The organism is Mycolicibacterium sp. ND9-15 (assembly GCF_035918395.1).
Taxonomy (GTDB): Bacteria; Actinomycetota; Actinomycetes; order Mycobacteriales; family Mycobacteriaceae; genus Mycobacterium.
This window is the reverse complement of sequence record NZ_CP142362.1, coordinates 1,780,861-1,801,137: the sequence shown is the minus strand read 5'-3', so window position 1 is coordinate 1,801,137 and position 20,277 is coordinate 1,780,861. Positions and strand designations below refer to the sequence as shown.

Sequence of the window (20,277 nt, the reverse complement as noted above, 5' to 3'; positions counted from 1 at the left end):
TGAATGGTTTCATTCGGCCAGGCGGGTCGCCGGATGGACGGCGATGAGCCCTAACCCATTGCGCCGCTTGCACATCGCGGCGAGCTCCGCGTACGCCTTCTCGCCGAGGAGTTCTTTGAGCTCGGGTCCGTAGGACTCCCACACCGGCTTGCTGCCGACGTGCGCGTTGGGATCGCCGGTGCAGTACCAATGCAGGTCCGCGCCGCCTTCACCCCAGCCCCGCCGGTCGTACTCGGTGATCCACGTCTTGAGGATTTCCGAACCGTCGGCCCGAACCACCCACTCCTGAGTGCGCCGGATCGGCAGCTGCCAGCAGACGTCGGGTTTCATGGTCAGCGGTTCGACGCCCAACTTGAGCGCCTTGCTGTGCAGTGCGCAGCCGATGCCGCCGGGAAAACCGGGCCGGTTGAGAAAAATGCAGGCGCCCTTGTGCTTCCGGGTTCGCAGGTTGGGCTTGTCGTCGTACTCGTCCATCTCGAGGTAGCCCTTCTTGCCGAGCCCCTTGTCGCGGAACTGCCAGTCCTCGTCGGTCAGCGTCTTGACCGCGTCGTCGAGGCGGGCGATGTCGTCCTTGTCGGACATGAAGGCGCCGTGTGAACAGCAGCCGTCGTCCGGGCGGCCCGCCACGGTGCCCTGACAGGCCGGCGTGCCGAATACGCATGTCCACCGGGAGAGCAACCAGGTCATATCGGCGGCGATCAAGTGCTCGGGATTGTCGGGGTCGTAGAACTCGACCCACTCACGCGCGAAATCGAGTTCGACCTCTCCATGGTGCGATGCGCTCACGGTTTTCCACGGTAGACGCATTAAGTTGAATGAGTGCGATTAGGCGTGCTCGACGTGGGCAGCAATACCGTTCACCTTCTGGTGGTGGACGCGCGACGCGGTGGCCATCCGACGCCGATGAGTTCCACCAAGGCCTCGCTGCGACTCGCCGAAGCCATCGACGACTCGGGCAAGCTGACCCGAAAGGGCGCCGACAAACTGATCGGCACCATCGACGAATTCGCGAAGATCGCCACCAGTTCCGGCTGTTCGGAACTGATGGCGTTCGCCACCTCCGCGGTGCGCGACGCCAAGAACTCGGAGGAGTTGCTCGTCCGCGTGCTCGCCGAGACGGGGGTGGCGCTGCGCGTGCTTTCCGGCGTGGACGAGTCGCGGCTGACGTTCCTGGCCGTGCGGCGGTGGTACGGGTGGAGCGCGGGACGCATCATCAACATCGACATCGGAGGTGGTTCGCTCGAGTTGTCAAACGGTGTCGACGAGGAGCCGGAGGTGGCGCTGTCGCTGCCCCTGGGCGCGGGTCGGCTGACCCGCGAATGGCTCCCCGACGATCCCCCGGGCAGGCGACGGGTCGCGATGCTGCGCGACTGGCTGACCACCGAACTGGCCGACGCCGGCGCCGAGATGCTCAAGGCCGGCGCCCCGGACCTGGCGGTGGCGTCGTCGAAGACGTTCCGCTCGCTGGCCCGGCTGACGGGCGCCGCACCGTCCGGGGCCGGACCGCGGGTCAAACGGACCGTGACCGCGACCGGTCTTCGGCAACTCATAAATTTCATCTCTAGGATGACCGCGGCTGACCGTGCCGAATTGGAAGGGGTGAGTGCCGATCGGGCGCCACAGATCGTGGCCGGAGCGTTGGTCGCCGAGGCGAGCATGAACGCCCTCGGCGTCGAGAGCGTCGACATCTGTCCCTGGGCGTTGCGGGAAGGGCTGATTCTGCGGAGACTCGACAGCGAAGCCGACAGCAGCGGCTTCGTCGGCGGTGCCGACAATCCGGCGGGGGTCGGCGGTGCCGACAATCCGGCGGGGGTCGGCGGTGCCGACAATCCGGCGGGGGTCGGCGGTGCCGACAATCCGGCGGGGGTCGGCGGTGCCGACAATCCGGCCTCAGTGCAAGCGTTTGTGCGTAATGCTGGACGATAGGTGACGAGGCCCGAAGGCAAACACAAATGACAGGACAAGAAGACGACCACGGCAACTCGCGACCCATCTCGGTCGCGGAGTTGCTGGCGCGCAACGGCACGATCGGTGCCCCGCCGATCGGCGGGAGGCGCCGTCGTCGCCGCGGTGCCACCGACTCGATCACCGTCGCCGAACTGACCGGCGAGATTCCGGTCATCCGTGACGACGGTGACGATGCACCCGCCACAGACCGGTCGTCGGCCGCGGTGGTTGACGCCCCCGCCGAAACCGAAGCCTCTGCCGAGCCCGCCGAACCCGACCATGTCGAGGCAGAATCCGATATCGAGACCGTCGAAACCGAACTCGACGAGGCCGAGGTAGAGGCCGAGGTAGAGGCCGAGGTCGACGAGGCCGACGTCGACGCCGAGGCCGGCACGGCCGCGCCCCAGGCTGCCACGGATGAGGACGACGACGAGTACGCCGATGCCGTCGCCGACTACCAGAGCCACATCGAGCAGCGTGACGCCGACGAGGACTTGGACTTTTTCGCCCCGCCGCGCCGCTCGAGTTTTGCGCGGCGTTTCGGCCTGCGCGGGCGGAGCGGGGTGGGCGAAGAGACCGACGCCGGCGTAGGGGCCGAGCGGATGAGCCCCGACCCGCTCGAGTGGTCCAATCCGCAGGCCGACGAGGACGAGGCCGCCGACGCGGCCGTCGCCGTGGCCGAGCCCGAGGCCGACGAGCGCGAGGAGCTGCCGTCGTATCTGCGTTCGCCCGACGATGCGTTGTTCGGCGGCCCAGATGTCGTCGAGGACGTGCGGCGTGGCAAAGGCCTGACTCCAGAGGGCATCGATCTGGAGGACGACACCGCTGCCGCGCCATCGGGTGTGATGTCGTCGATCCTGCGCGGAGCCCTGATCGTCGCTCAGTGCTTGGTCGCGGTGGCGTTCGGCGCCGGGCTGTTCATCGCGTTCGATCAGCTGTGGAAGTGGAACAGCATCGTGGCGCTGGTGCTCGGCGTGCTGGTGATCCTGGGCCTGGTGGTCGGCGTGCGGGTGGTTCGCAAGACCGAGGACATCGGCAGCACACTGATCGCCGTCGCGGTCGGGGCGATGGTCACGTTCGGACCGCTGGCACTGATGCAGGCGGGTTGAGGCGCCCAATAACCCGTGCGTCCAGCCATCAAGGTCGGTCTGTCGACGGCCTCCGTCTACCCGCTGAGAACTGAGGCGGCCTTCGAGTACGCGGCCAAGCTCGGCTATGACGGCGTCGAGCTCATGGTCTGGGCAGAGACCGTCAGCCAGGACGTCGACGCCGTCGCGCGGCTGTCCGAGAAGTACAAGATGCCGGTGCTGTCGGTCCACGCGCCGTGTTTGCTGATCACGCAGCGGGTGTGGGGCGCCAACCCGATCCCCAAACTGGCACGCAGCGTGCGCGCGGCCGAGCAGTTGGGCGCCCAGACCGTCGTCGTGCATCCGCCGTTTCGGTGGCAGCGCCGCTACGCCGAGGGTTTCTCCGAGCAGGTCGCCGAGCTTGAGGCGAGCAGCGAGGTGCTGGTCGCGGTCGAGAACATGTTCCCGTTTCGCGCCGACCGGTTCTTCGGGGCCGGGCAGACATCGATCGAGCGGATGCGCAAACGCGGCGGCAGGCCCGGGCCGGGTGTCTCGGCGTTCGCCCCGTCCTACGATCCGCTCGACGGCAATCATGCCCACTACACGCTCGACCTGTCGCACACCGCGACCGCGGGCACCGATGCGATCGAGATGGCGCGCCGGATGGGTGATGGGCTGGTGCACCTACATCTGTGCGACGGCAGCGGCGCCTCCACCGACGAACACCTGGTGCCGGGCCGCGGCACGCAACCGACGGCGGAGGTCTGCGAGACGCTGGCCGCAAGCAACTTCAACGGCCATGTGATCCTCGAGGTGAGCACGTCGGGCGCACGCACCGCCGCCGAACGCGAGGCGTTACTGGTCGAGTCGTTGCAGTTCGCTCGCGCGCACCTACTGCGCTGACCCCACCTCAGAAGGATTCTCCCCATGGCCGGCTCCACCCTGTTCACCGACGCGATGGCACTCACCCCCGCCGGTGATGGCGTGTATCACGGTGAGCTGAACGAACATTGGACCATCGGGCCGAAGGTGCACGGCGGCGCGATGCTGGCTCTGTGCGCGAACGCCGCCCGCATCGAGCATGCGGGCGACGTCCAGCCGATCGCGGTATCGGGGAGCTTCCTGTGGGCGCCCGATCCCGGCCCGCTGCAGGTGGTCACCACCGTGCGCAAGCGCGGGCGCCGCGTCAGCCTGATCGACGTCGAGTTGAGGCAAGGAGCCCGGACGCGCGATGTGGGGGCACCTCCCGCCCGAAGGGCAGGGGGACGCTCGCGCGAAGAGCAGAAGGTAGCCGTGCGGGCCGCGATCACACTCGGCGACCCGGAGCATCACGTGGCGCCGCTGCTGTCCGTCAACCCCGTGATCCCACTGATGCAACCGGATCCGCCGCCCGGCCTGGAGCCGATCGGCGAGGGCCATCCGATGGCCGGCATCGTCCACCTCGCCCGCGGCTGCGACATCCGGCCCTCGCTGACCACCATGGCGCCGCGCTCGGACGGCGGGCCGCCGGTGATCGAGTACTGGGTGCGACCGAAAGGCGTTGCGCCCGATGTGCTGTTCGCGCTGCTGTGCGGTGACGTGTCGGCGCCCGTGACGTTCGGCGTCAACCGGTTCGGCTGGGCGCCGACAGTCCAGCTGACCGCGTATCTGCGCACCCTGCCCGCGGACGGTTGGCTGCGGGTTCTGTGCACCACTGTGCAGATCGGCCAGGACTGGTTCGACGAGGACCACATCGTCGTCGACTGCGAGGGCCACATCGTCGTGCAGAGCCGCCAACTGGCGATGGTCCCGCAGGCTTAGCGGTAAGGCCGTCGCCCAACGCTCGGCGTGAAGGCCGGGGGAGAAACGGTCTAGCAGGTGGTCGAACGCGTCGCGGTCGACTCTGCAATGCTTTCCGGCATGGCCAGAATCGCGATCGTCGGCGGTGGAAGTATCGGTGAGGCGCTCCTGTCCGGGTTGCTGCGCGCTGGGCGACAGGTCAAGGACCTGGCGGTGGCGGAGAAGGACCCGGACCGGGCGAAATACCTTGCCGACACGTACTCGGTGCTGGTGACGACGGTGGCGAATGCGGTGGACCACGCGACCTACGTGATCGTGGCGGTCAAGCCCGCCGACGTGGCGGGGCTCGTCGACGAGATCGTCGATGCCGCCACCAAAGCCGAAAGCGACACGGCCGAACAGGTTTTCGTGACGGTCGCCGCTGGCGTCACCACCGCCTACTACGAGAACAAGCTGCCCGCCGGATCGCCGGTCATCCGCGTGATGCCCAACGCGCCCATGGTCGTCGGCGGGGGTGTCACCGCGCTGTCGCCCGGCCGGTTCGCCACCCAGGATCAGATGAAGGAGGTCTCCGCGATCTTCGACGCGGTCGGTGGGGTGCTGACCGTGCCGGAGTCCCAACTCGACGCCGTGACGGCGATTTCGGGCTCTGGCCCGGCATATTTCTTCCTGATGGTCGAGGCGCTCGTCGACGCGGGCGTCGACGCCGGGCTGTCGCGCTCGCAGGCTACCGATCTGGCCGCTCAGACGATGGCGGGCTCGGCCGCGATGTTGCTGGAAGGGCTCGACAAGGCCGCCTCGGCCGAGAGCGCGGCCGGGGCTACGTCGGGCATCCCGATGGGCACCACCCCCGCTCAACTGCGTGCAACCGTCACCTCGCCCGGGGGGACCACCGCGGCTGGGCTGCGCGAACTCGAGCGGGGTGGGGTGCGGGCAGCGGTTGCCAACGCTGTGGAGGCCGCGAAAAAGCGCTCTGAGCAGCTCGGAATTACGTTTGAGTAATTCGATTAATTACCCACACCCGTCGCAGTAACACCATCTGCCACGCTATTCTCCTGGTGTAAGCACGGGTCGGTGCCAGCGGTGGGGAAGCCGCTGGGACTGCCCGTGCCTGAATGATTGGGTTGCGATGACGTCTATGAACGGGCCATCCGCGCGGGATTCGGCCAGTGGGAAGTCGGCTCGGGACTCCGGAGCCGACGGTCAACAGCCACGAGCTCAATTTCTCACTGTCGCCGAGGTGGCGAGCTTGATGCGGGTCAGCAAGATGACGGTGTACCGGCTGGTGCACAACGGAGAACTGCCCGCCGTCCGCGTCGGCCGCTCGTTCCGCGTGCATGCCAAGGCTGTGCACGACATGTTGGAGAGTTCGTACTTCGACGCCGGCTGATCTGTTCGCCGAGCGCTCGGCCCTCGGGCGCGTTTCGCAGTTGCCTGCGCAGCCCGGTAAAGTGGCCGGGTCAGTCAACGATGCTCGGGCAGATCCGAGTAGCCACAGGTAGCGGAGTTCATGGGTTCAGTCATCAAGAAGCGGCGTAAGCGCATGTCGAAGAAGAAGCACCGCAAGCTGCTTCGTCGCACCCGGGTCCAACGCAGAAAACTCGGCAAGTAATCTCCGCACACGGTCGTTAGGCTGACCGGTCATGGATTCCGAGGGCCGCTCCGGTGGCCAGGTGAATGGGTCTGATGCGCGCGACGCCGTGCACTACCCGAAGATCGTGCTGGTCACCGGGGCGTGCCGGTTCCTCGGTGGGTATCTGACCGCCAGGCTGGCGCAGAACCCGTTGATCAACCACGTGATCGCCGTCGACGCGATCACGCCGAGCAAGGATCTACTACGACGGATGGGCCGCGCGGAGTTCGTCCGCGCCGATATCCGGAACCCGTTCATCGCGAAAGTCATTCGCAATGGCGACGTCGACACCGTGGTGCACGCGGCTGCGGCGTCCTACACGCCCCGCTCCGGTGGCCGAGCCACGCTCAAAGAACTCAACGTGATGGGCGCGATCCAACTGTTCGCAGCCTGTCAGAAGGCGCCGTCGGTGCAGCGCGTCGTGCTCAAGTCCACCTCGGAGGTGTACGGCTCCAGTGCACGCGACCCGGTGCTGTTCACCGAGGACAGCAGCGCGCGCCGGCCGCCGGGGGAAGGCTTCGCCCGCGACAGCATCGACATCGAGGGCTACGCCCGTGGGCTGGGGCGGCGCAGGCCGGACATCGCGGTCACCATATTGCGGCTGGCCAACATGATCGGCCCCGCGATGGACACGGCGCTGTCGCGCTACCTCGCAGGACCCGTGGTGCCGACGGTCATCGGACGCGACGCGCGCCTCCAGCTACTCCACGAGCAGGACGCGCTCGGGGCGCTCGAGCGCGCGACGATGGCGGGCAAGTCGGGCACCTACAACGTCGGGGCGTCCGGGATCCTCATGATGAGCCAGGCGATCCGGCGAGCCGGACGGATCGCCCTGCCCGTGCCGCGCTCCGCATTGTGGGCTGTGGATTCGCTGATGCGTGCGACTCGCTACACTGAACTCGATCGCGAGCAGCTGGACTACTTGAGTTACGGCAGGGTCATGGACACATCGCGGATGCGAAACGACCTCGGCTATAACCCGAAGTGGACCACCGTGGAAGCCTTCGACGATTACGTCCGAGGTCGCGGATTGACTCCGATCGTCGACCCGCGGTGGGTACGCTCGATGGAGAGTCGGGCCGTTGCTGCGGCGCAACGGTGGGGACGCTAGGCGCATCAACTATTCAGGTGGGGGAGAAGGTAACGACTGTGGCGGGTGAGTCCAAGGCGAAAGTGATTCCGCTGCACGCCAATTCGGGCCGTGCAGCGGCTCAGCGGCGCAACGCCGCACGCGCCCAGGGCACCCGCCGACATCCCTCGCAGCTCTCGGACCCGGTGGGGGGTGCCTCCGCCGAGGAGATCGCCGCCGTCATTCGCGAGATCGACGACCGCAGGGGCGGCGCCGGCGGCGGCGCTTCGGCCGCCGAGCAGCCGCCCACCGAACTCGCCAAGCGCATCGCGGCGGTCGCCGAATTCGTCCGCAAGCGGATGACGGGCGATTATCCGGTCGACGAGTTCGGCTTCGATGCCCACGTCAACAACGCAATCTTCTTGCCTTTGCTGCGCGTGCTCTTCAAATCGTGGTTCCGCGCCGAGGTCAGCGGTATCGAACACCTGCCGGAAACGGGTGCGGCACTCGTGGTCGCCAACCACGCCGGAGTGCTGCCGTTCGACGGGTTGATGACGTCGGTGGCGGTCCATGACCACCACCCGACCCACCGCGACCTGCGCCTGCTGGCGGCCGACATGGTCTTCGACATGCCGGTGCTCGGCCAGGCCGCTCGCAAGGCCGGCCACACGATGGCCTGCACCGCCGATGCGCATCGGTTGCTGGCCGCCGGCGAGCTGACCGCGGTGTTCCCGGAGGGCTACAAGGGCCTGGGCAAGAACTTCAAGGACCGCTACAAGCTGCAGCGTTTCGGCCGGGGCGGCTTCGTCTCGGCCGCGCTTCGGGTCAAGGCGCCCATCGTGCCGTGCTCGATCGTCGGGTCCGAGGAGATCTATCCGATGGTCGCCGACGTCAAGTTGCTGGCCCGGCTACTGGGGCTGCCGTACTTCCCGATCACGCCGTTCTTCCCGTTGGCGGGTCCGGTGGGCATGATCCCGCTGCCGTCGAAGTGGCACATTCAGTTCGGCGAGCCGATCGAGACGGTGGACTACGACGAGTCGGCCGCCGACGATCCGATGATCACCTTCGAGCTCACCGACCAGGTGCGCGAGACAATTCAGCAGACGCTGTACCAGCTGCTCACCCAGCGCCGGAACATGTTCCTCGGCTGAGGGAATCCCGCTAGCTCTCCGAACTAGTTTGCTTAGCAATCATTTTCGCGATCGCCTCGTCGCGTGCGGCGGCGATGCGCTGGCTCACCTCGTCGGCCTCTGTGTCGGACTGGGCCTCACCCATCACGGTGACGATGCTGGTCAGCACGGGGTTGCCGTCGGCGTCGGTCACCTCGCCGCGGACCTCGGTGACGATGGCGCCGTGCGACTCGGTCACCGAGTCGAGGTAGGAATCGAAGAACAGCTTGTCGCCCGCCACGATCGGGCGGTGGAAGGTGATCTTCTGGTCGCGGTGCAGTACCCGCTCCATGTTGATCGGCACATCGAACTGGTTGAAGATCTCCAACTGGACCCGGCGACCGGCGACCGCCAGGAACGTCAGCGGGGCGATCAACGCGTCGTAGCCGCATTCCCGGGCGGCGTCCTCGGTGAAATGCGCCGGGTGATCGTCCTTGACGGCCCGCGCGAACTCCCGGATCTTCTCGCGGTCGACCTCGAAGTGATCGGGGTAGCGGTAGTGCGTTCCGATGATGTTCTCAGCGATGGCCATGTTGGCGGGAGCCTATCAGCGCTGCACCGCCGGCCCCGACACCGCTAACCGGTGGATCGCACGCACCCAAGTGCGGGTGATCCACCTGCTAAGCACCTCGGCGCATTCTCAGCGACGTTCCTGGCGGTGGGAAACCACCGCCGCCAACGCCCCACCTGCCGCTCCGAGGGCCAGCGCCGACGGCACTCCGATGCGAGCGGCCTTTCGCGCGGTGCGGAAGTCGCGGATCTCCCACCCCCGCTCGCGGGCGAGGTCGCGCAGGTCGGCGTCGGGGTTGATCGCCACCGCGGTGCCGACCAGTGACAGCATCGGCACGTCGTTGAAGCTGTCCGAATAGGCCGTGCAGCGGCGCAGGTTGAGCCCCTCGCGGATGGCCAGCGACCGCACCGCATGCGCCTTGCCGGTGCCGTGCAGGATGTCGCCGACCAGGCGTCCGGTGAACACCCCGTCCACGGACTCGGCAACCGTGCCCAGTGCGCCGGTCAGGCCCAGCCGCTTGGCGATCGTCGCGGCGAGTTCGTAGGGCGTCGCGGTGACGAGCCACACCTGTTGGCCGGCGTCGAGGTGCATCTGCGCGAGCGTGCGGGTCCCGGGCCAGATCTTGTCGGCGATGATCTCGTCGTAGATCTCCTCGCCGACCGCCATCAGCTCGGCCGTCGAGCGGCCTTCGATGAACGCCAACGCCTTGCGCCGTCCGGCGGCCACGTCGTCGCTGTTCTCGCGGCCGGTCAGCTGGAACTTCGCCTGAGCGTAGAGGAACCGTGCGATGTCGCCGTAGGTGAAGTACTTGCGGGCGGCCAGGCCGCGGGCGAAGTGCAGCAGCGAGGAACCGTGCACCAGCGTGTTGTCGACGTCGAAGAACGCCGCCGCGGTCAGATCCGGTGGTGGCGCAGGGGGAGCCTCGGCCGCAAGATGGGTGACGGCCGCCTCCGCGCTTGCCTCACCCGCAAGTTGCTGTTCAGCAGCTTCCAGGTCGCCGGTCCGAGACACGAATCAACCCTAAGTCACGCGCGGGGCGATACTGGCGAGGTGGAGCACCGGGTGGAGTTGTTGACGCGTGACGGTTGCACCATCTGCACGGCGGCGGCGGCCCGGCTCGCTGCCCTGGCAGGCGAACTCGGCTTCACGCTGGCCGTCACCGACGTCGACGCCGCCGCGACCGCCGGCGACGCGGCGCTGCGGGCGGAGTTCGGCGACCGGTTGCCGGTGGTCCTGCTCGACGGCCACGAGCACAGCTACTGGGAGATCGACGAGCCGCGGCTGCGGGCCGACCTGGCGAGGTGACCGCGTCCGTCGCGTAACGGTTTTCCGGCCGGTCGTCACCCGCGATTTCGCTGCTGAGATACAGTTTCGGCGGAAATCGCCGGGAATTTGGTGGCCTAACTGTTCACCGACTACCTTGGATACGTGGTGATGAAGCCATGAGCGTGTTGCTTTTCGGGGTTTCGCACCGCAGCGCGCCGGTATCCGTGCTCGAGCAACTGAGCACCGACGAGTCCGATCAGGCCAAGATCGTCGACCGGGTGCTGCAGTCTTCACTCGTCACCGAGGCCATGGTGCTGTCCACCTGTAACCGCGTGGAGGTCTACGCCGTCGTCGAGGCGTTCCACGGCGGATTGTCCGTGATCGGCCAGGTGCTCTCCGAGCACTCCGGGATGAGCCTGGGCGACCTGACCAAGTACGCGTACGTGCGCTATGCCGAGGCGGCCGTCGAGCACCTGTTCGCGGTGGCGTCGGGCCTTGACTCCGCGGTCATCGGTGAACAACAGGTGCTCGGCCAGGTTCGCCGCGCGTACGCCGCCGCCGAGGCCAATCACACCGTCGGACGCACGCTGCACGAGCTGTCGCAGCGCGCGCTGGCGGTCGGCAAGCGCGTGCACTCCGAGACCGGCATCGACGCTGCGGGCGCCTCGGTGGTGTCGGTCGCGCTGAGCACGGCCGAAACCAAGCTCGGTTCGCTGGCGGGCCGCACCGCGGTGGTGATCGGTGCGGGCTCGATGGGCTCGTTGGCCACCGCGCACCTGGCACGCGCCGGAGTCGATCGCATCCACGTGGTGAACCGCGGTCAACCCCGGGCCAAGCGACTGGTGGCCAAGGTCCGTGAGCTGGGCATCGAGGCGCACGCCTTCCCGTTCGACCACCTACCGCCGCTGCTCACCGACGCCGACGTGGTCGTCAGCTGCACGGGCGCGGTACGTCCGGTCGTCTCACTGGCCGACGTGCACCGCGGTCTGGCGCACGGTCAAGAGCCCAAACAGCTGGTGATCTGCGACCTCGGGATGCCCCGGGACGTCGATCCGGCCGTCGCGGGGCTGCCCGGGGTTTACGTCGTCGACATGGAGCGCATCCAGCGTGAGCCCTCGGCCCGCGCCGCCGCATCCGACGCCGAAGCCGCGCGCGCGATCGTCGCCGCCGAGATCGCCAACTACCTGGCCGGCCAGCGGATGGCCGAGGTCACCCCGACCGTCACCGCTTTGCGGCAGCGCGCCGCCGACGTGGTCGAAGCGGAGTTGCTGAGGTTGGACAACCGGCTGCCGGGCCTGGACGTGGCCCACCGCGACGAGGTCGCCAAGACCGTACGGCGGGTGGTCGACAAGCTGCTGCACGCGCCGACGGTGCGTGTCAAGCAGCTGGCCAGCGCGCCGGGCGGCGACAGCTACGCCGAGGCACTGCGCGAGCTGTTCGAGCTCGACCAACAGGCCGTCGACGCCGTCGCCGGACCCGAATTGCCGTTGGTCACACCGGATCTCGACAAGCCGAGTAACGCTTGACTGCAATCCGGATAGGCACCCGCGCCAGCCTTCTGGCGACCACCCAGGCCGGTACGGTCAGAGACGCGCTCATCGCCAACGGGCACGCCGCTGAGCTCGTTCCCGTATCCACCGAGGGCGACCGCAACCAGGGCCCGATCGCCGACATCGGCGTCGGGGTGTTCACCGCCGCCCTGCGCGAGGCCATCCACGACGGCCGGGTCGGCGCCGCTGTGCACTCCTTCAAAGATTTGCCCACCGCGGTCGACCCGCGCTTCGTCATCGCCGCAAGTCCCCCGCGCGAAGACCCGCGGGACGCTCTGGTGGCCCGTGACGGCATGGTGCTGGGCGAGTTGCCCGCGGGCTCGGTCATCGGCACCTCGAGCCCGCGACGGGCCGCGCAGCTTAGAGCACTGGGTCTCGGTTTGGAAATCCGCCCCCTAAGAGGCAACCTGGATACCAGGTTGAACAGGGTTAGCAACGGTGATCTCGACGGCATCGTAGTCGCACGGGCGGGACTGGCCCGTATCGGGCGACTGGCCGATGTCACCGAGACTCTCGAGCCGGTGCAGATGTTGCCAGCGCCGGCTCAAGGTGCGCTCGCGGTCGAGTGCCGCGCAGACGACACCGGGCTTGCCGCGCTGCTGGCGGAGTTGGACGACGCCGACACGCGCGCCGCAGTCACCGCTGAACGTGCCCTGCTCGCCCGACTGGAGGCGGGTTGTTCCGCACCGGTGGGCGCGATCGCTGAGGTGGTCGAGTCCATCGATGAGGACGGCAACGTCTTCGAAGAGGTGTCGCTACGCGGGTGCGTGGCGGCGCTGAACGGATCCGACGTGATCCGCGCGTCCGGTGTCGGCACTCCCGACCGGGCCCGGGAGCTGGGGCTCTCGGTGGCCGAGGAGTTGTTCGACCTCGGGGCGCGCGAGCTCATGGCGGACGCCAACTGAAGCTGCAGAGAGATGAGTGACTGAGATGACAGGCCAGACCAGCGGGCGGGGGCGCAAGCCGAAGCCGGGCCGCATCACGTTCGTCGGTTCGGGTCCTGGCGACCCCGGACTGCTGACGACGCGCGCCCACACTGTGCTCGCCAATGCCGCCCTGGTGTTCACCGATCCCGACGTGCCCGAGACGGTGCTGGCCCTGGTGGGTTGCCAGCTGCCGCCTGCGTCGGGGCCCGAGCCTGCCGAGACCGCTGGCGCCGCGGACGGCGAGACCGCAGGAAAGGACGCACCGGCCATCCCAGGCGGACCGGATATCCGGTCGGCCGTCGGCGATCCGGGCGAGGTCGCCAAGACGCTGATCACCGAGGCCCGCACCGGCGTCGACGTGGTGCGGCTGGTGGCGGGTGACCCGCTGTCGGTCGACGCCGTGATCACCGAGGTGTCGGCGCTGGCGAAGTCGCACCTGAACTTCGAGATCGTGCCTGGGTTGCCGGACACCACCGCGGTGCCCACCTACGCGGGCCTGCCGCTGGGGTCGTCGCACACCGTGGCCGATGTTCGCGACCCCGATGTCGACTGGGCGGCGCTGGCCGCCGCGCCGGGGCCGCTGATCCTGCACGCCACGGCGACCCATCTCCCCGATGCGGCGCGCACGCTGATCGAATACGGGCTGACCGACACCACGCCGCTGGTGGTGACCGCCAACGGCACGACGTGCCAACAACGTTCGATCGAGACGACGCTGGCCGGGCTGCTCGACAAGGCCACCCTGGCGGGCACCGAGCCGGCCGGCCCGTCCCCTACTGGCGTGTGGGCCCAGGCCGGTCCGCTCGTCGTGACCATCGGCAAGACCGTGGCCAACCGCGCCAAGCTGAACTGGTGGGAGAGCCGCGCTCTGTACGGCTGGACCGTTCTGGTGCCGCGCACCAAGGACCAGGCAGGCGAGATGAGCGAGAAGCTGGTGGGACACGGCGCGTTGCCGATCGAGGTGCCCACCATCGCGGTCGAGCCGCCGCGCAGCCCCGCGCAGATGGAACGCGCGGTCAAGGGTCTGGTCGACGGCCGGTTCCAGTGGGTGGTGTTCACCTCCACCAACGCGGTGCGCGCGGTGTGGGAGAAGTTCAACGAGTTCGGTCTCGACGCTCGGGCCTTCTCCGGCGTGAAGATCGCCTGCGTCGGCCAGGCCACCGCCGACCGGGTGCGGGCGTTCGGCATCAACCCCGAGCTGGTGCCCGCCGGTGAGCAGTCCTCGCTCGGCCTGCTCGACGACTTCCCGCCGTACGACGACGTTTTCGACCCGGTGAACCGGGTGCTGCTGCCGCGCGCCGACATCGCCACCGAGACGCTGGCCGAAGGGCTGCGTGAGCGCGGCTGGGAGATCGAGGACGTCACCGCGTATCGCACGGTGCGGGCCGCACCGCCGCCGGCGCACACCCGCGAGATGATCAAGACGGGTGGTTTCGACGCGGTCTGCTTCACCTCGAGTTCCACGGTGCGCAACCTGGTCGGTATCGCGGGTAAGCCACACGCGCGGACCATCGTCGCGTGCATCGGGCCCAAGACCGCCGAGACGGCAGCGGAATTCGGTCTGCGCGTGGATGTGCAGCCGGAAGTCGCCGCCGTGGGACCGCTGGTGGAGGCGCTCGCCGAGCACGCCGCCCGGTTGCGCGCCGAGGGTGCACTTCCCCCGCCGCGTAAGAAGAGCCGCCGCCGCTGATCGCGAAACCGGAGGTGGGTTCGCATGGGCTTTCCTAGGCATCGCCCTCGCAGGCTGCGCGCGACACCGGCGATGCGCCGTCTCGTGGCCGAAACCACCTTGGAGCCAAGGCAATTGGTGCTGCCGATGTTCGTCGCCGACGGATTGACGCAACCGCGCCCGATCTCCTCGATGCCCGGCGTCGTACAACACACCCGTGACTCGCTGCGTCGCGCCGCCGCCGAAGCCGTGGCAGCGGGCGTCGGCGGCCTGATGCTGTTCGGCGTGCCGCGCGAGCAGGACAAGGACCCCACCGGAGCTATCGGCGTGGCCGAGGACGGCATCCTCAACGTCGCTCTGCGCGACCTGGCCGGCGACCTCGGCGACGATACCGTACTGATGGCCGACACCTGCCTCGACGAGTTCACCGATCACGGCCACTGCGGGGTGCTGGACTCCGCTGGTCGGGTCGACAACGACCTGACCAATAAGCGGTACGTGGAACTCGCTGTGGCACAGGCAGAGTCAGGGGCTCACGTGGTGGGGCCGAGCGGCATGATGGACGGTCAGGTCGCGGCGATCCGCGACGGACTGGACGCCGCGGGGTATACCGACACCGTGATACTCGCCTACGCCGCGAAGTTCGCCTCGGGCTTCTACGGCCCGTTCCGGGAGGCGGTGGGGTCAAGCCTGCGCGGCGATCGCCGTACGTATCAACAGAATCCGGGAAACGCCCGGGAGGCGCTGCACGAGGTGGAACTCGACATCGACGAGGGCGCCGACATCGTGATGGTCAAGCCCGCGATGGGATACCTCGACATCGTGCGTGCGGCCGCCGACCTCTCACCCGTCCCGGTGGCCGCCTACCAGGTATCCGGTGAGTACTCGATGATCACTGCCGCAGCGGCCAACGGTTGGATCGATCTACCGACGGTCGCGCTGGAGACGCTGACCGGTATCCGGCGGGCGGGGGCCGACATCGTGCTGACGTACTGGGCGGCCGACGTCGCCGGCTGGCTGGCGTGACTGAGCACCCCGACACAGAATCCGACGCCCGACCCGATGGCCGGCCCGAGGACGTCGACACCGGATTCTGGCTCTGGGTGGTCGCGCTTGCCCTGATGGTGGTGGGACACCTCGTCGACCTGCTGGTCAGCGACCGGGCTCGAGACCTGCCCGCTCCGGTGGTGGCGATCTCGGCGTTGTTCATCGTGATCCTCGCCGCGGTCGTCCTCACTTTCCAGATCCTGATGCGGCACGGCTACCGGTGGACCCGAACGGTCCTGACCGGCGCCGGTGCCGCGGCCGTGGTCTACGTGGTGACCAGCCTGTTCGATGTCGATCGACCGCCCGCCGCCGCGGTCTCCTACGCGGTCACCGCGATCCTCGGGTCGGTGCTCATCCTCGGGGGCGGGTATCTGCTGCACCGCAAAGACGCCAACGATTACTTCACGCGCTGACACGTTAGGCTGACCCGACCATGACCGCTCCTGCGCCGCGAACCCGCGTCGTCACCGCCGCCTTCTGGTGCTGGATCGTCGCTTCGGTGATGTTGTTGGCCGGTGGGCTCATCGCCGCCTCGTGGGAGGGCGCTCCCGCCGTTTTCCGCGGGGCAGGTGTCATCTCCGCCATCGCCGGTGCAGGTGTTGCCTTGCTCGCCGGCCGCAGCCGTGGCGGCGACCCCCGGTATCGCCGGGCGCTGATCGCGCTCTCGTTGACGATCGTCGGGCTGATCTCGATCTCCGCCGTTGTCGGCATCGGTAACGTGATCACGCTGCTGGCGGTGTTCCCCCTGCTCGCGGGGGCGGTCCTGGTTACCCGCCGTGGTGCCGTAACGCGAGGGGAAGCGACGTGACCGACGACGGTGTCCCACCGCAGGTGCTGTTCTACGAACAGGGAGCCAGTTGGTGGTGGCTGGCGGCTGGGCCCGCGGCGGCGATCGCCATGGGGTTGATCCAGGCGTCCGCAGGCTATGGCTTTCAGTGGCTGGTGCCCGGCGTGTTCCTGGTGCTCGTCAGCGGCTTCCTCGCGATCCAAGTCAAGGCTGCCCGCATCCACACCTCGGTCGAGCTGACGCCCGAGACCCTGCGGCAGGGCACCGAACGCATCTGCACCGATGAGATCGTCCGCATCTACCCCGAAGCGAGTGGCTCCGAGGCGCCGAAATGGCAGTCCGCGCGGGCGCTCGGCGAGCTCACGGGCGTACCGCGCGGCCGGACGGGCATCGGGCTGAAGATGACCAATGACCGCACCGCGCAAGCCTGGGCGCGAAAGCACCGCCAGCTTCGGGAGACGCTGACCCAGCTGGTCGAAGAGCGCATTCCGCCGGCATGACCATCCGGGCAACGCTTGAACTGGTGCTCGCCGCCGCCGCAGCGGTCGGCAGCGTCTTGAGTTGGCTGGCGGCCGGGACGACGGTCGTGGCGCCGCCGGTGCTCGAAGGCGAACCCCACACGACGTCGGTGGAATACAGCGCGCCGCTGCTGGGACTGGCGCTGCTCTTGGCGACGGTGGCAGGTGTTCTGGCCGTGCTGGCCGTCGCGCATCTGCGCCGCAGACCATCTCGATAGGCTCTGCGGGGTCTCGGAGTCGGCGAAGGGTGGGAGCCAGCCTGGTGAACAACCATTTTCGCGGCCGAGCCTGTGTGGTCAGCCGGCTCTTGTCGACCTCGATCATGGGCGAGATCCCGGACACCAAGCCGCCCGAAGACGCGATCGCCGCCGACGACGCGGCGCCACCAGACCCACAGTGACCGCACGACATTACGTGTGGGTGCAGGCGACGGTGGCCGGCGTCGTCAACTTCGTCATCAACCCGGCCATCGACTGGCTGACGTGGCGGCGCAAGGCGCCACAGCCGGTCTGGGGATTCGACGGGCTGGTGGTCAACTTCGTTGTCACGTCGCTGATCCTGTCGACGCTGGTGGGATTGTTCGTCTGGCTGGGGGCGCGCAGCGTCGACGACGACGGCACGGTGAGCCCCCGGCCCTGGCTCCACCGCCTTCCCCGGCGCGGCTGGCTGGCCGGCCTGGCGCTGGGCGCCGGTGCCGCGCTGGTCGCGATCGCCGCATCCGGGATAGCGCACGTCGCCGGGGTGACGACGCTATCGCTGCCGTCGCTGCTGGCAGTCAAGGCGGTCTACTGCGGCCTGTTGGGCTTCCTGGTCGCACGATGGGTGATCTTCCGAACGGTGGCGTGAGGCCACTCACAGGCGGTTGGTACAAAGTGCGAAATCTGTAACACTGTGCCATATGACCGAGTTGGTGGAGACGAACAAGACTCTGGACGACGCGCTGCCGCTGGGCCCTCGGTCGCTGGTTTGGCGCTATTTCGGGGACAACCGGATGTATCTGATCGGCCCGCGGCCCGCGGTGCTGCAGAACATGCTCGCCGAACTCGGCCAGGGCGTGCTCGACCACTCAGTCTTCTTCGACGACACCGCCGCGCGGGTCAAGCGCTCGCTGCCGCCGATCTTCAACACCGTCTACGGTCTAGACGACGACCACCCCGGCACCCGGGTGCGCGACTTCCACACCGAGATCAAGGGCGAGATGCCCAGCGACTATGGGGAGGGGAGGCGCTACCACGCGTTGGACCCCGACACCTACTTCTGGGCGCACGCCACGTTCGTCGAACAGGTGCTGTACTTCGCCGACACGTTCGTCAAACGGCTGACCCGCGAGGAGAAGGAACAGATCTACCTCGAGTCGAAGACGTGGTACCGCCGCTACGGCGTCAGCGACCGGCCGATGCCCGCCACCTACGACGAATTCGAACGTTACTGGGACCACATGCTCGACGAGATCGTCGTCGCCCATCAGACGGCCAAGTACGGCGTCGGTTATGTGACAAAGGGTTTCCCGCGCCCCAAGGGAGTTCCCGCGTGGGCGTGGAAGCTGATCGCGCCGGTGTTCAACCCGCTCGCCGCATTCCTCACCACCGGCGGCCTACCGCCCCGCGCCCGCGATCTGCTGCAGCTGCCATGGAGTGACCGTCAGGAGCGGCGCTACCAGCGTTTCGCCGGCTTCTGGCGGTCGCGCCCAGTCAACTGGGTATGGAATCGTCTGCCGATGCGAGTGCGCTACAACGGCTACGCCCAAAAGGGTTATGCCCGAGTCTGATTCGTCGCCCGCGACAGGGCCTGATTCGTCGCCCGCGACGGAAGCCATCCTCGACGCCGCCGTCATCGAGTTCGAGCGGCACGGTTTCCGGCGGGTCGCGCTCGACGACGTGGCCCGTCGCGCCGGCGTCAGCCGGACCACCATCTACCGGCGGTTCGCCAACCGCGACGAACTCGTGGCCGCGGTGATCGAGCGTGAGAACTTCGCACTGTTCGCCGACATCGCCGAAGAAGTCAAACAGGCTGGGCCCCAATCGAATTACTACGTCGAGGCATTCACCCTGTCGATCCTGAAGTTCAGACGCCATCGCGTGCTGTACCGGATGCTGACCGACGAGCCGGCGCTGGTACTCGAACTCGCCCGCAGGCACTACGACGCAGCGATCGCCCGGATGGCCGCGGCGCTGCGGATCATCTTTCCCGTCGGGTTCGCCGAGCGGATCGGGGAGCAGGCCGTCCAGGAGCTGGCCGACACCACTCTGCGGTACGCGGTCATGGTCTTGCTGTTGCCGAGTGCGCAGCCGCTCGAATCCCCAGATGACATCCGCGCCTTCGCCCGCCAGCACTTCCTTCCCAGCCTGCCCGCCGCTTTGCGGGCGTTGCCGACTTCTTAGTCCGCCTCTGTTTCATAGATCACGGCTTCGGGCAGATATATCCCATGAGCACCGACGACACGCAGCGGGAAGACGATCGGCTCACCGAGGAGCAGCGGAAAGTCGAACCCGAAACGGACGAACACCATCAGGTCACCAGCGAGCCGGAAAAACCCGAGCCGACCGACAAGCCCGAGGTCACCGACGAACATCGGGAAAAAGCCAAAGAGATGCACAAGGCCTACGAGGAAGACCGGCCGACGACCAAAATGCCGGGCACCGGTGGCGCGGTCGCGGGCACAGCGGTCAACGACTGGCTCGACGACGACGGCAACCCGAGATTCAGCAAGGAATCCGCGAGCAGCGAAGGCTCGGGGGGCAGCTGACGAGCGTCGCCGCACGGTGACGTCCATATGGTGACGTTGGGCAGCCCGCGGCCACCAACGCGACGTACTACCCGGGTAGCGGCAATGCCTACGCTAGGCAACCGTGACCCCATTGGATCAGATCGCGCCCGCCTTCGTCGAGATGGCCCATTCGATCGTGTGGGCCTCGGTGGCCACCGTCGACGCCAACGGGCGCCCGCGCACCCGCATCCTGCATCCCATCTGGGAGTGGGACGGCACCGACCTGCTCGGGTGGATCGCCACGGTGCCGACGCCGATCAAGAGAAACCACCTCGCCGTGCATCCCGAGGTCTCGGTGAGTTACTGGACTACCAATCACGACACCTGCTCGACCGAGTGCCTCGTCGAGTGGTACATCGACGACGAGACCAGGGGCGCCGTGTGGGACAAGTTCGCCACCGCACCCGAACCGGTGGGCTACGACCCCCGCATCATCCCGATGTGGCAGGACGGGCCCACCTCCGATCAGTTCGCGGTGTTGCGGCTCAGTCCCTACCGCCTTCGGGTCATGCCTGGCGCGGTGACGATGAAAGGCCAAGGCGCGCCGCTGACCTGGTCTGCGTGACGGTGTC

Annotated in this window: 27 protein-coding genes; 24 read left to right on the top strand and 3 right to left on the bottom strand. The window is 67.9% G+C overall.

What is annotated here, in order from left to right; translation table 11 throughout:
* Positions 1-9: 9 nt before the first annotated feature.
* A complete protein-coding gene (locus tag QGN32_RS08915; RefSeq protein ID WP_326548211.1) occupies positions 10-807 on the bottom strand; it encodes a DUF3109 family protein in 798 nt (265 codons plus the stop codon).
* 12 nt (positions 808-819) lie between these two features.
* Here QGN32_RS08915 and QGN32_RS08910 point away from each other — a divergent pair, with 12 nt between their 5' ends.
* From QGN32_RS08910 to QGN32_RS08870, 9 genes are all read left to right on the top strand, one after another.
* Positions 820-1,926 carry a Ppx/GppA family phosphatase gene (locus QGN32_RS08910; protein ID WP_326548210.1) on the top strand — a complete coding sequence of 369 codons (1,107 nt, stop codon included), beginning with the start codon at positions 820-822 and terminating at the stop codon, positions 1,924-1,926.
* 26 nt (positions 1,927-1,952) lie between these two features.
* The gene (locus QGN32_RS08905; protein ID WP_326548209.1) at positions 1,953-3,056 is read left to right on the top strand and encodes an Rv0497 family membrane protein; all 1,104 of its coding nucleotides are present in this window, start codon (positions 1,953-1,955) and stop codon (positions 3,054-3,056) included.
* Positions 3,057-3,071: 15 nt separating this feature from the next.
* Positions 3,072-3,917 carry a sugar phosphate isomerase/epimerase family protein gene (locus tag QGN32_RS08900; RefSeq protein ID WP_326548208.1) on the top strand — a complete coding sequence of 282 codons (846 nt, stop codon included), beginning with the start codon at positions 3,072-3,074 and terminating at the stop codon, positions 3,915-3,917.
* Positions 3,918-3,941: 24 nt separating this feature from the next.
* Positions 3,942-4,814: a thioesterase family protein gene (locus QGN32_RS08895; protein WP_326548207.1), complete on the top strand. Its 873-nt coding sequence runs from the start codon at positions 3,942-3,944 to the stop codon at positions 4,812-4,814.
* A gap of 99 nt (positions 4,815-4,913) precedes the next feature.
* Complete coding sequence (proC, locus tag QGN32_RS08890; RefSeq protein WP_326548206.1) at positions 4,914-5,795, top strand: pyrroline-5-carboxylate reductase; 882 nt, start codon at positions 4,914-4,916, stop codon at positions 5,793-5,795.
* Between the two features lie 127 nt (positions 5,796-5,922).
* Positions 5,923-6,183 carry a helix-turn-helix domain-containing protein gene (locus QGN32_RS08885; RefSeq protein ID WP_326548205.1) on the top strand — a complete coding sequence of 87 codons (261 nt, stop codon included), beginning with the start codon at positions 5,923-5,925 and terminating at the stop codon, positions 6,181-6,183.
* Positions 6,184-6,303: 120 nt separating this feature from the next.
* A complete protein-coding gene (locus QGN32_RS08880; protein WP_003402602.1) occupies positions 6,304-6,405 on the top strand; it encodes a 30S ribosomal protein bS22 in 102 nt (33 codons plus the stop codon).
* 31 nt (positions 6,406-6,436) lie between these two features.
* On the top strand, positions 6,437-7,537 hold the full coding sequence (locus tag QGN32_RS08875; RefSeq protein ID WP_326548204.1) for an SDR family oxidoreductase: 1,101 nt from the start codon (positions 6,437-6,439) through the stop codon (positions 7,535-7,537).
* A 38-nt stretch (positions 7,538-7,575) separates the two neighbouring features.
* The gene (locus tag QGN32_RS08870; protein WP_326548203.1) at positions 7,576-8,646 is read left to right on the top strand and encodes a lysophospholipid acyltransferase family protein; all 1,071 of its coding nucleotides are present in this window, start codon (positions 7,576-7,578) and stop codon (positions 8,644-8,646) included.
* Between the two features lie 10 nt (positions 8,647-8,656).
* Here the strand turns inward: QGN32_RS08870 and QGN32_RS08865 are convergent, their stop codons facing one another.
* Entirely contained in the window at positions 8,657-9,196 is a 540-nt protein-coding gene (locus QGN32_RS08865; protein WP_326548202.1) for an FAS1-like dehydratase domain-containing protein, read from the bottom strand.
* Between the two features lie 108 nt (positions 9,197-9,304).
* The gene (locus QGN32_RS08860; protein ID WP_326548201.1) at positions 9,305-10,186 is read right to left on the bottom strand and encodes an HAD family hydrolase; all 882 of its coding nucleotides are present in this window, start codon (positions 10,184-10,186) and stop codon (positions 9,305-9,307) included.
* Between the two features lie 39 nt (positions 10,187-10,225).
* On the opposite strand from QGN32_RS08860, the gene QGN32_RS08855 reads away from it, so the two are divergent.
* The 15 genes from QGN32_RS08855 (at position 10,226) to QGN32_RS08785 (ending at position 20,270) form a co-directional block, all read left to right on the top strand.
* Complete coding sequence (locus tag QGN32_RS08855; protein WP_326548200.1) at positions 10,226-10,480, top strand: glutaredoxin family protein; 255 nt, start codon at positions 10,226-10,228, stop codon at positions 10,478-10,480.
* 137 nt (positions 10,481-10,617) lie between these two features.
* Positions 10,618-11,967, top strand: a complete 1,350-nt coding sequence (locus tag QGN32_RS08850; RefSeq protein WP_326548199.1) for a glutamyl-tRNA reductase — start codon at positions 10,618-10,620, stop codon at positions 11,965-11,967.
* Positions 11,964-12,896, top strand: a complete 933-nt coding sequence (gene hemC, locus QGN32_RS08845; protein ID WP_326548198.1) for a hydroxymethylbilane synthase — start codon at positions 11,964-11,966, stop codon at positions 12,894-12,896. The genes QGN32_RS08850 and hemC overlap by 4 nt, the downstream gene beginning before the upstream one ends.
* Before the next feature lie 25 nt (positions 12,897-12,921).
* Positions 12,922-14,607: a bifunctional uroporphyrinogen-III C-methyltransferase/uroporphyrinogen-III synthase gene (locus QGN32_RS08840; protein WP_326548998.1), complete on the top strand. Its 1,686-nt coding sequence runs from the start codon at positions 12,922-12,924 to the stop codon at positions 14,605-14,607.
* A 24-nt stretch (positions 14,608-14,631) separates the two neighbouring features.
* Positions 14,632-15,612, top strand: coding sequence for a porphobilinogen synthase (gene hemB, locus QGN32_RS08835; RefSeq protein WP_326548197.1), 981 nt, complete (start codon positions 14,632-14,634; stop codon positions 15,610-15,612).
* A complete protein-coding gene (locus tag QGN32_RS08830) occupies positions 15,609-16,046 on the top strand; it encodes a hypothetical protein (protein WP_326548196.1) in 438 nt (145 codons plus the stop codon). The genes hemB and QGN32_RS08830 overlap by 4 nt, the downstream gene beginning before the upstream one ends.
* A 20-nt stretch (positions 16,047-16,066) precedes the next feature.
* Positions 16,067-16,441: a hypothetical protein gene (locus QGN32_RS08825; RefSeq protein ID WP_326548195.1), complete on the top strand. Its 375-nt coding sequence runs from the start codon at positions 16,067-16,069 to the stop codon at positions 16,439-16,441.
* The gene (gene mce1N / locus QGN32_RS08820; protein ID WP_326548194.1) at positions 16,438-16,920 is read left to right on the top strand and encodes a transport-regulating membrane protein Mce1N; all 483 of its coding nucleotides are present in this window, start codon (positions 16,438-16,440) and stop codon (positions 16,918-16,920) included. Before QGN32_RS08825 ends, mce1N begins: the two co-directional genes overlap by 4 nt.
* On the top strand, positions 16,917-17,156 hold the full coding sequence (locus tag QGN32_RS08815) for a hypothetical protein (protein WP_326548193.1): 240 nt from the start codon (positions 16,917-16,919) through the stop codon (positions 17,154-17,156). The genes mce1N and QGN32_RS08815 overlap by 4 nt, the downstream gene beginning before the upstream one ends.
* A gap of 44 nt (positions 17,157-17,200) precedes the next feature.
* Entirely contained in the window at positions 17,201-17,338 is a 138-nt protein-coding gene (locus QGN32_RS08810; RefSeq protein ID WP_326548192.1) for a hypothetical protein, read from the top strand.
* Positions 17,335-17,784, top strand: a complete 450-nt coding sequence (locus tag QGN32_RS08805) for a hypothetical protein (protein WP_326548191.1) — start codon at positions 17,335-17,337, stop codon at positions 17,782-17,784. Before QGN32_RS08810 ends, QGN32_RS08805 begins: the two co-directional genes overlap by 4 nt.
* Positions 17,785-17,836: 52 nt before the next feature.
* Positions 17,837-18,706 carry an oxygenase MpaB family protein gene (locus QGN32_RS08800; RefSeq protein WP_326548190.1) on the top strand — a complete coding sequence of 290 codons (870 nt, stop codon included), beginning with the start codon at positions 17,837-17,839 and terminating at the stop codon, positions 18,704-18,706.
* On the top strand, positions 18,693-19,319 hold the full coding sequence (locus tag QGN32_RS08795; RefSeq protein ID WP_326548189.1) for a TetR/AcrR family transcriptional regulator: 627 nt from the start codon (positions 18,693-18,695) through the stop codon (positions 19,317-19,319). The genes QGN32_RS08800 and QGN32_RS08795 overlap by 14 nt, the downstream gene beginning before the upstream one ends.
* Before the next feature lie 44 nt (positions 19,320-19,363).
* Positions 19,364-19,684 carry a hypothetical protein gene (locus tag QGN32_RS08790; protein ID WP_326548188.1) on the top strand — a complete coding sequence of 107 codons (321 nt, stop codon included), beginning with the start codon at positions 19,364-19,366 and terminating at the stop codon, positions 19,682-19,684.
* Between the two features lie 103 nt (positions 19,685-19,787).
* Positions 19,788-20,270 carry a pyridoxamine 5'-phosphate oxidase family protein gene (locus tag QGN32_RS08785; RefSeq protein ID WP_326548187.1) on the top strand — a complete coding sequence of 161 codons (483 nt, stop codon included), beginning with the start codon at positions 19,788-19,790 and terminating at the stop codon, positions 20,268-20,270.
* Positions 20,271-20,277: the final 7 nt, after the last annotated feature.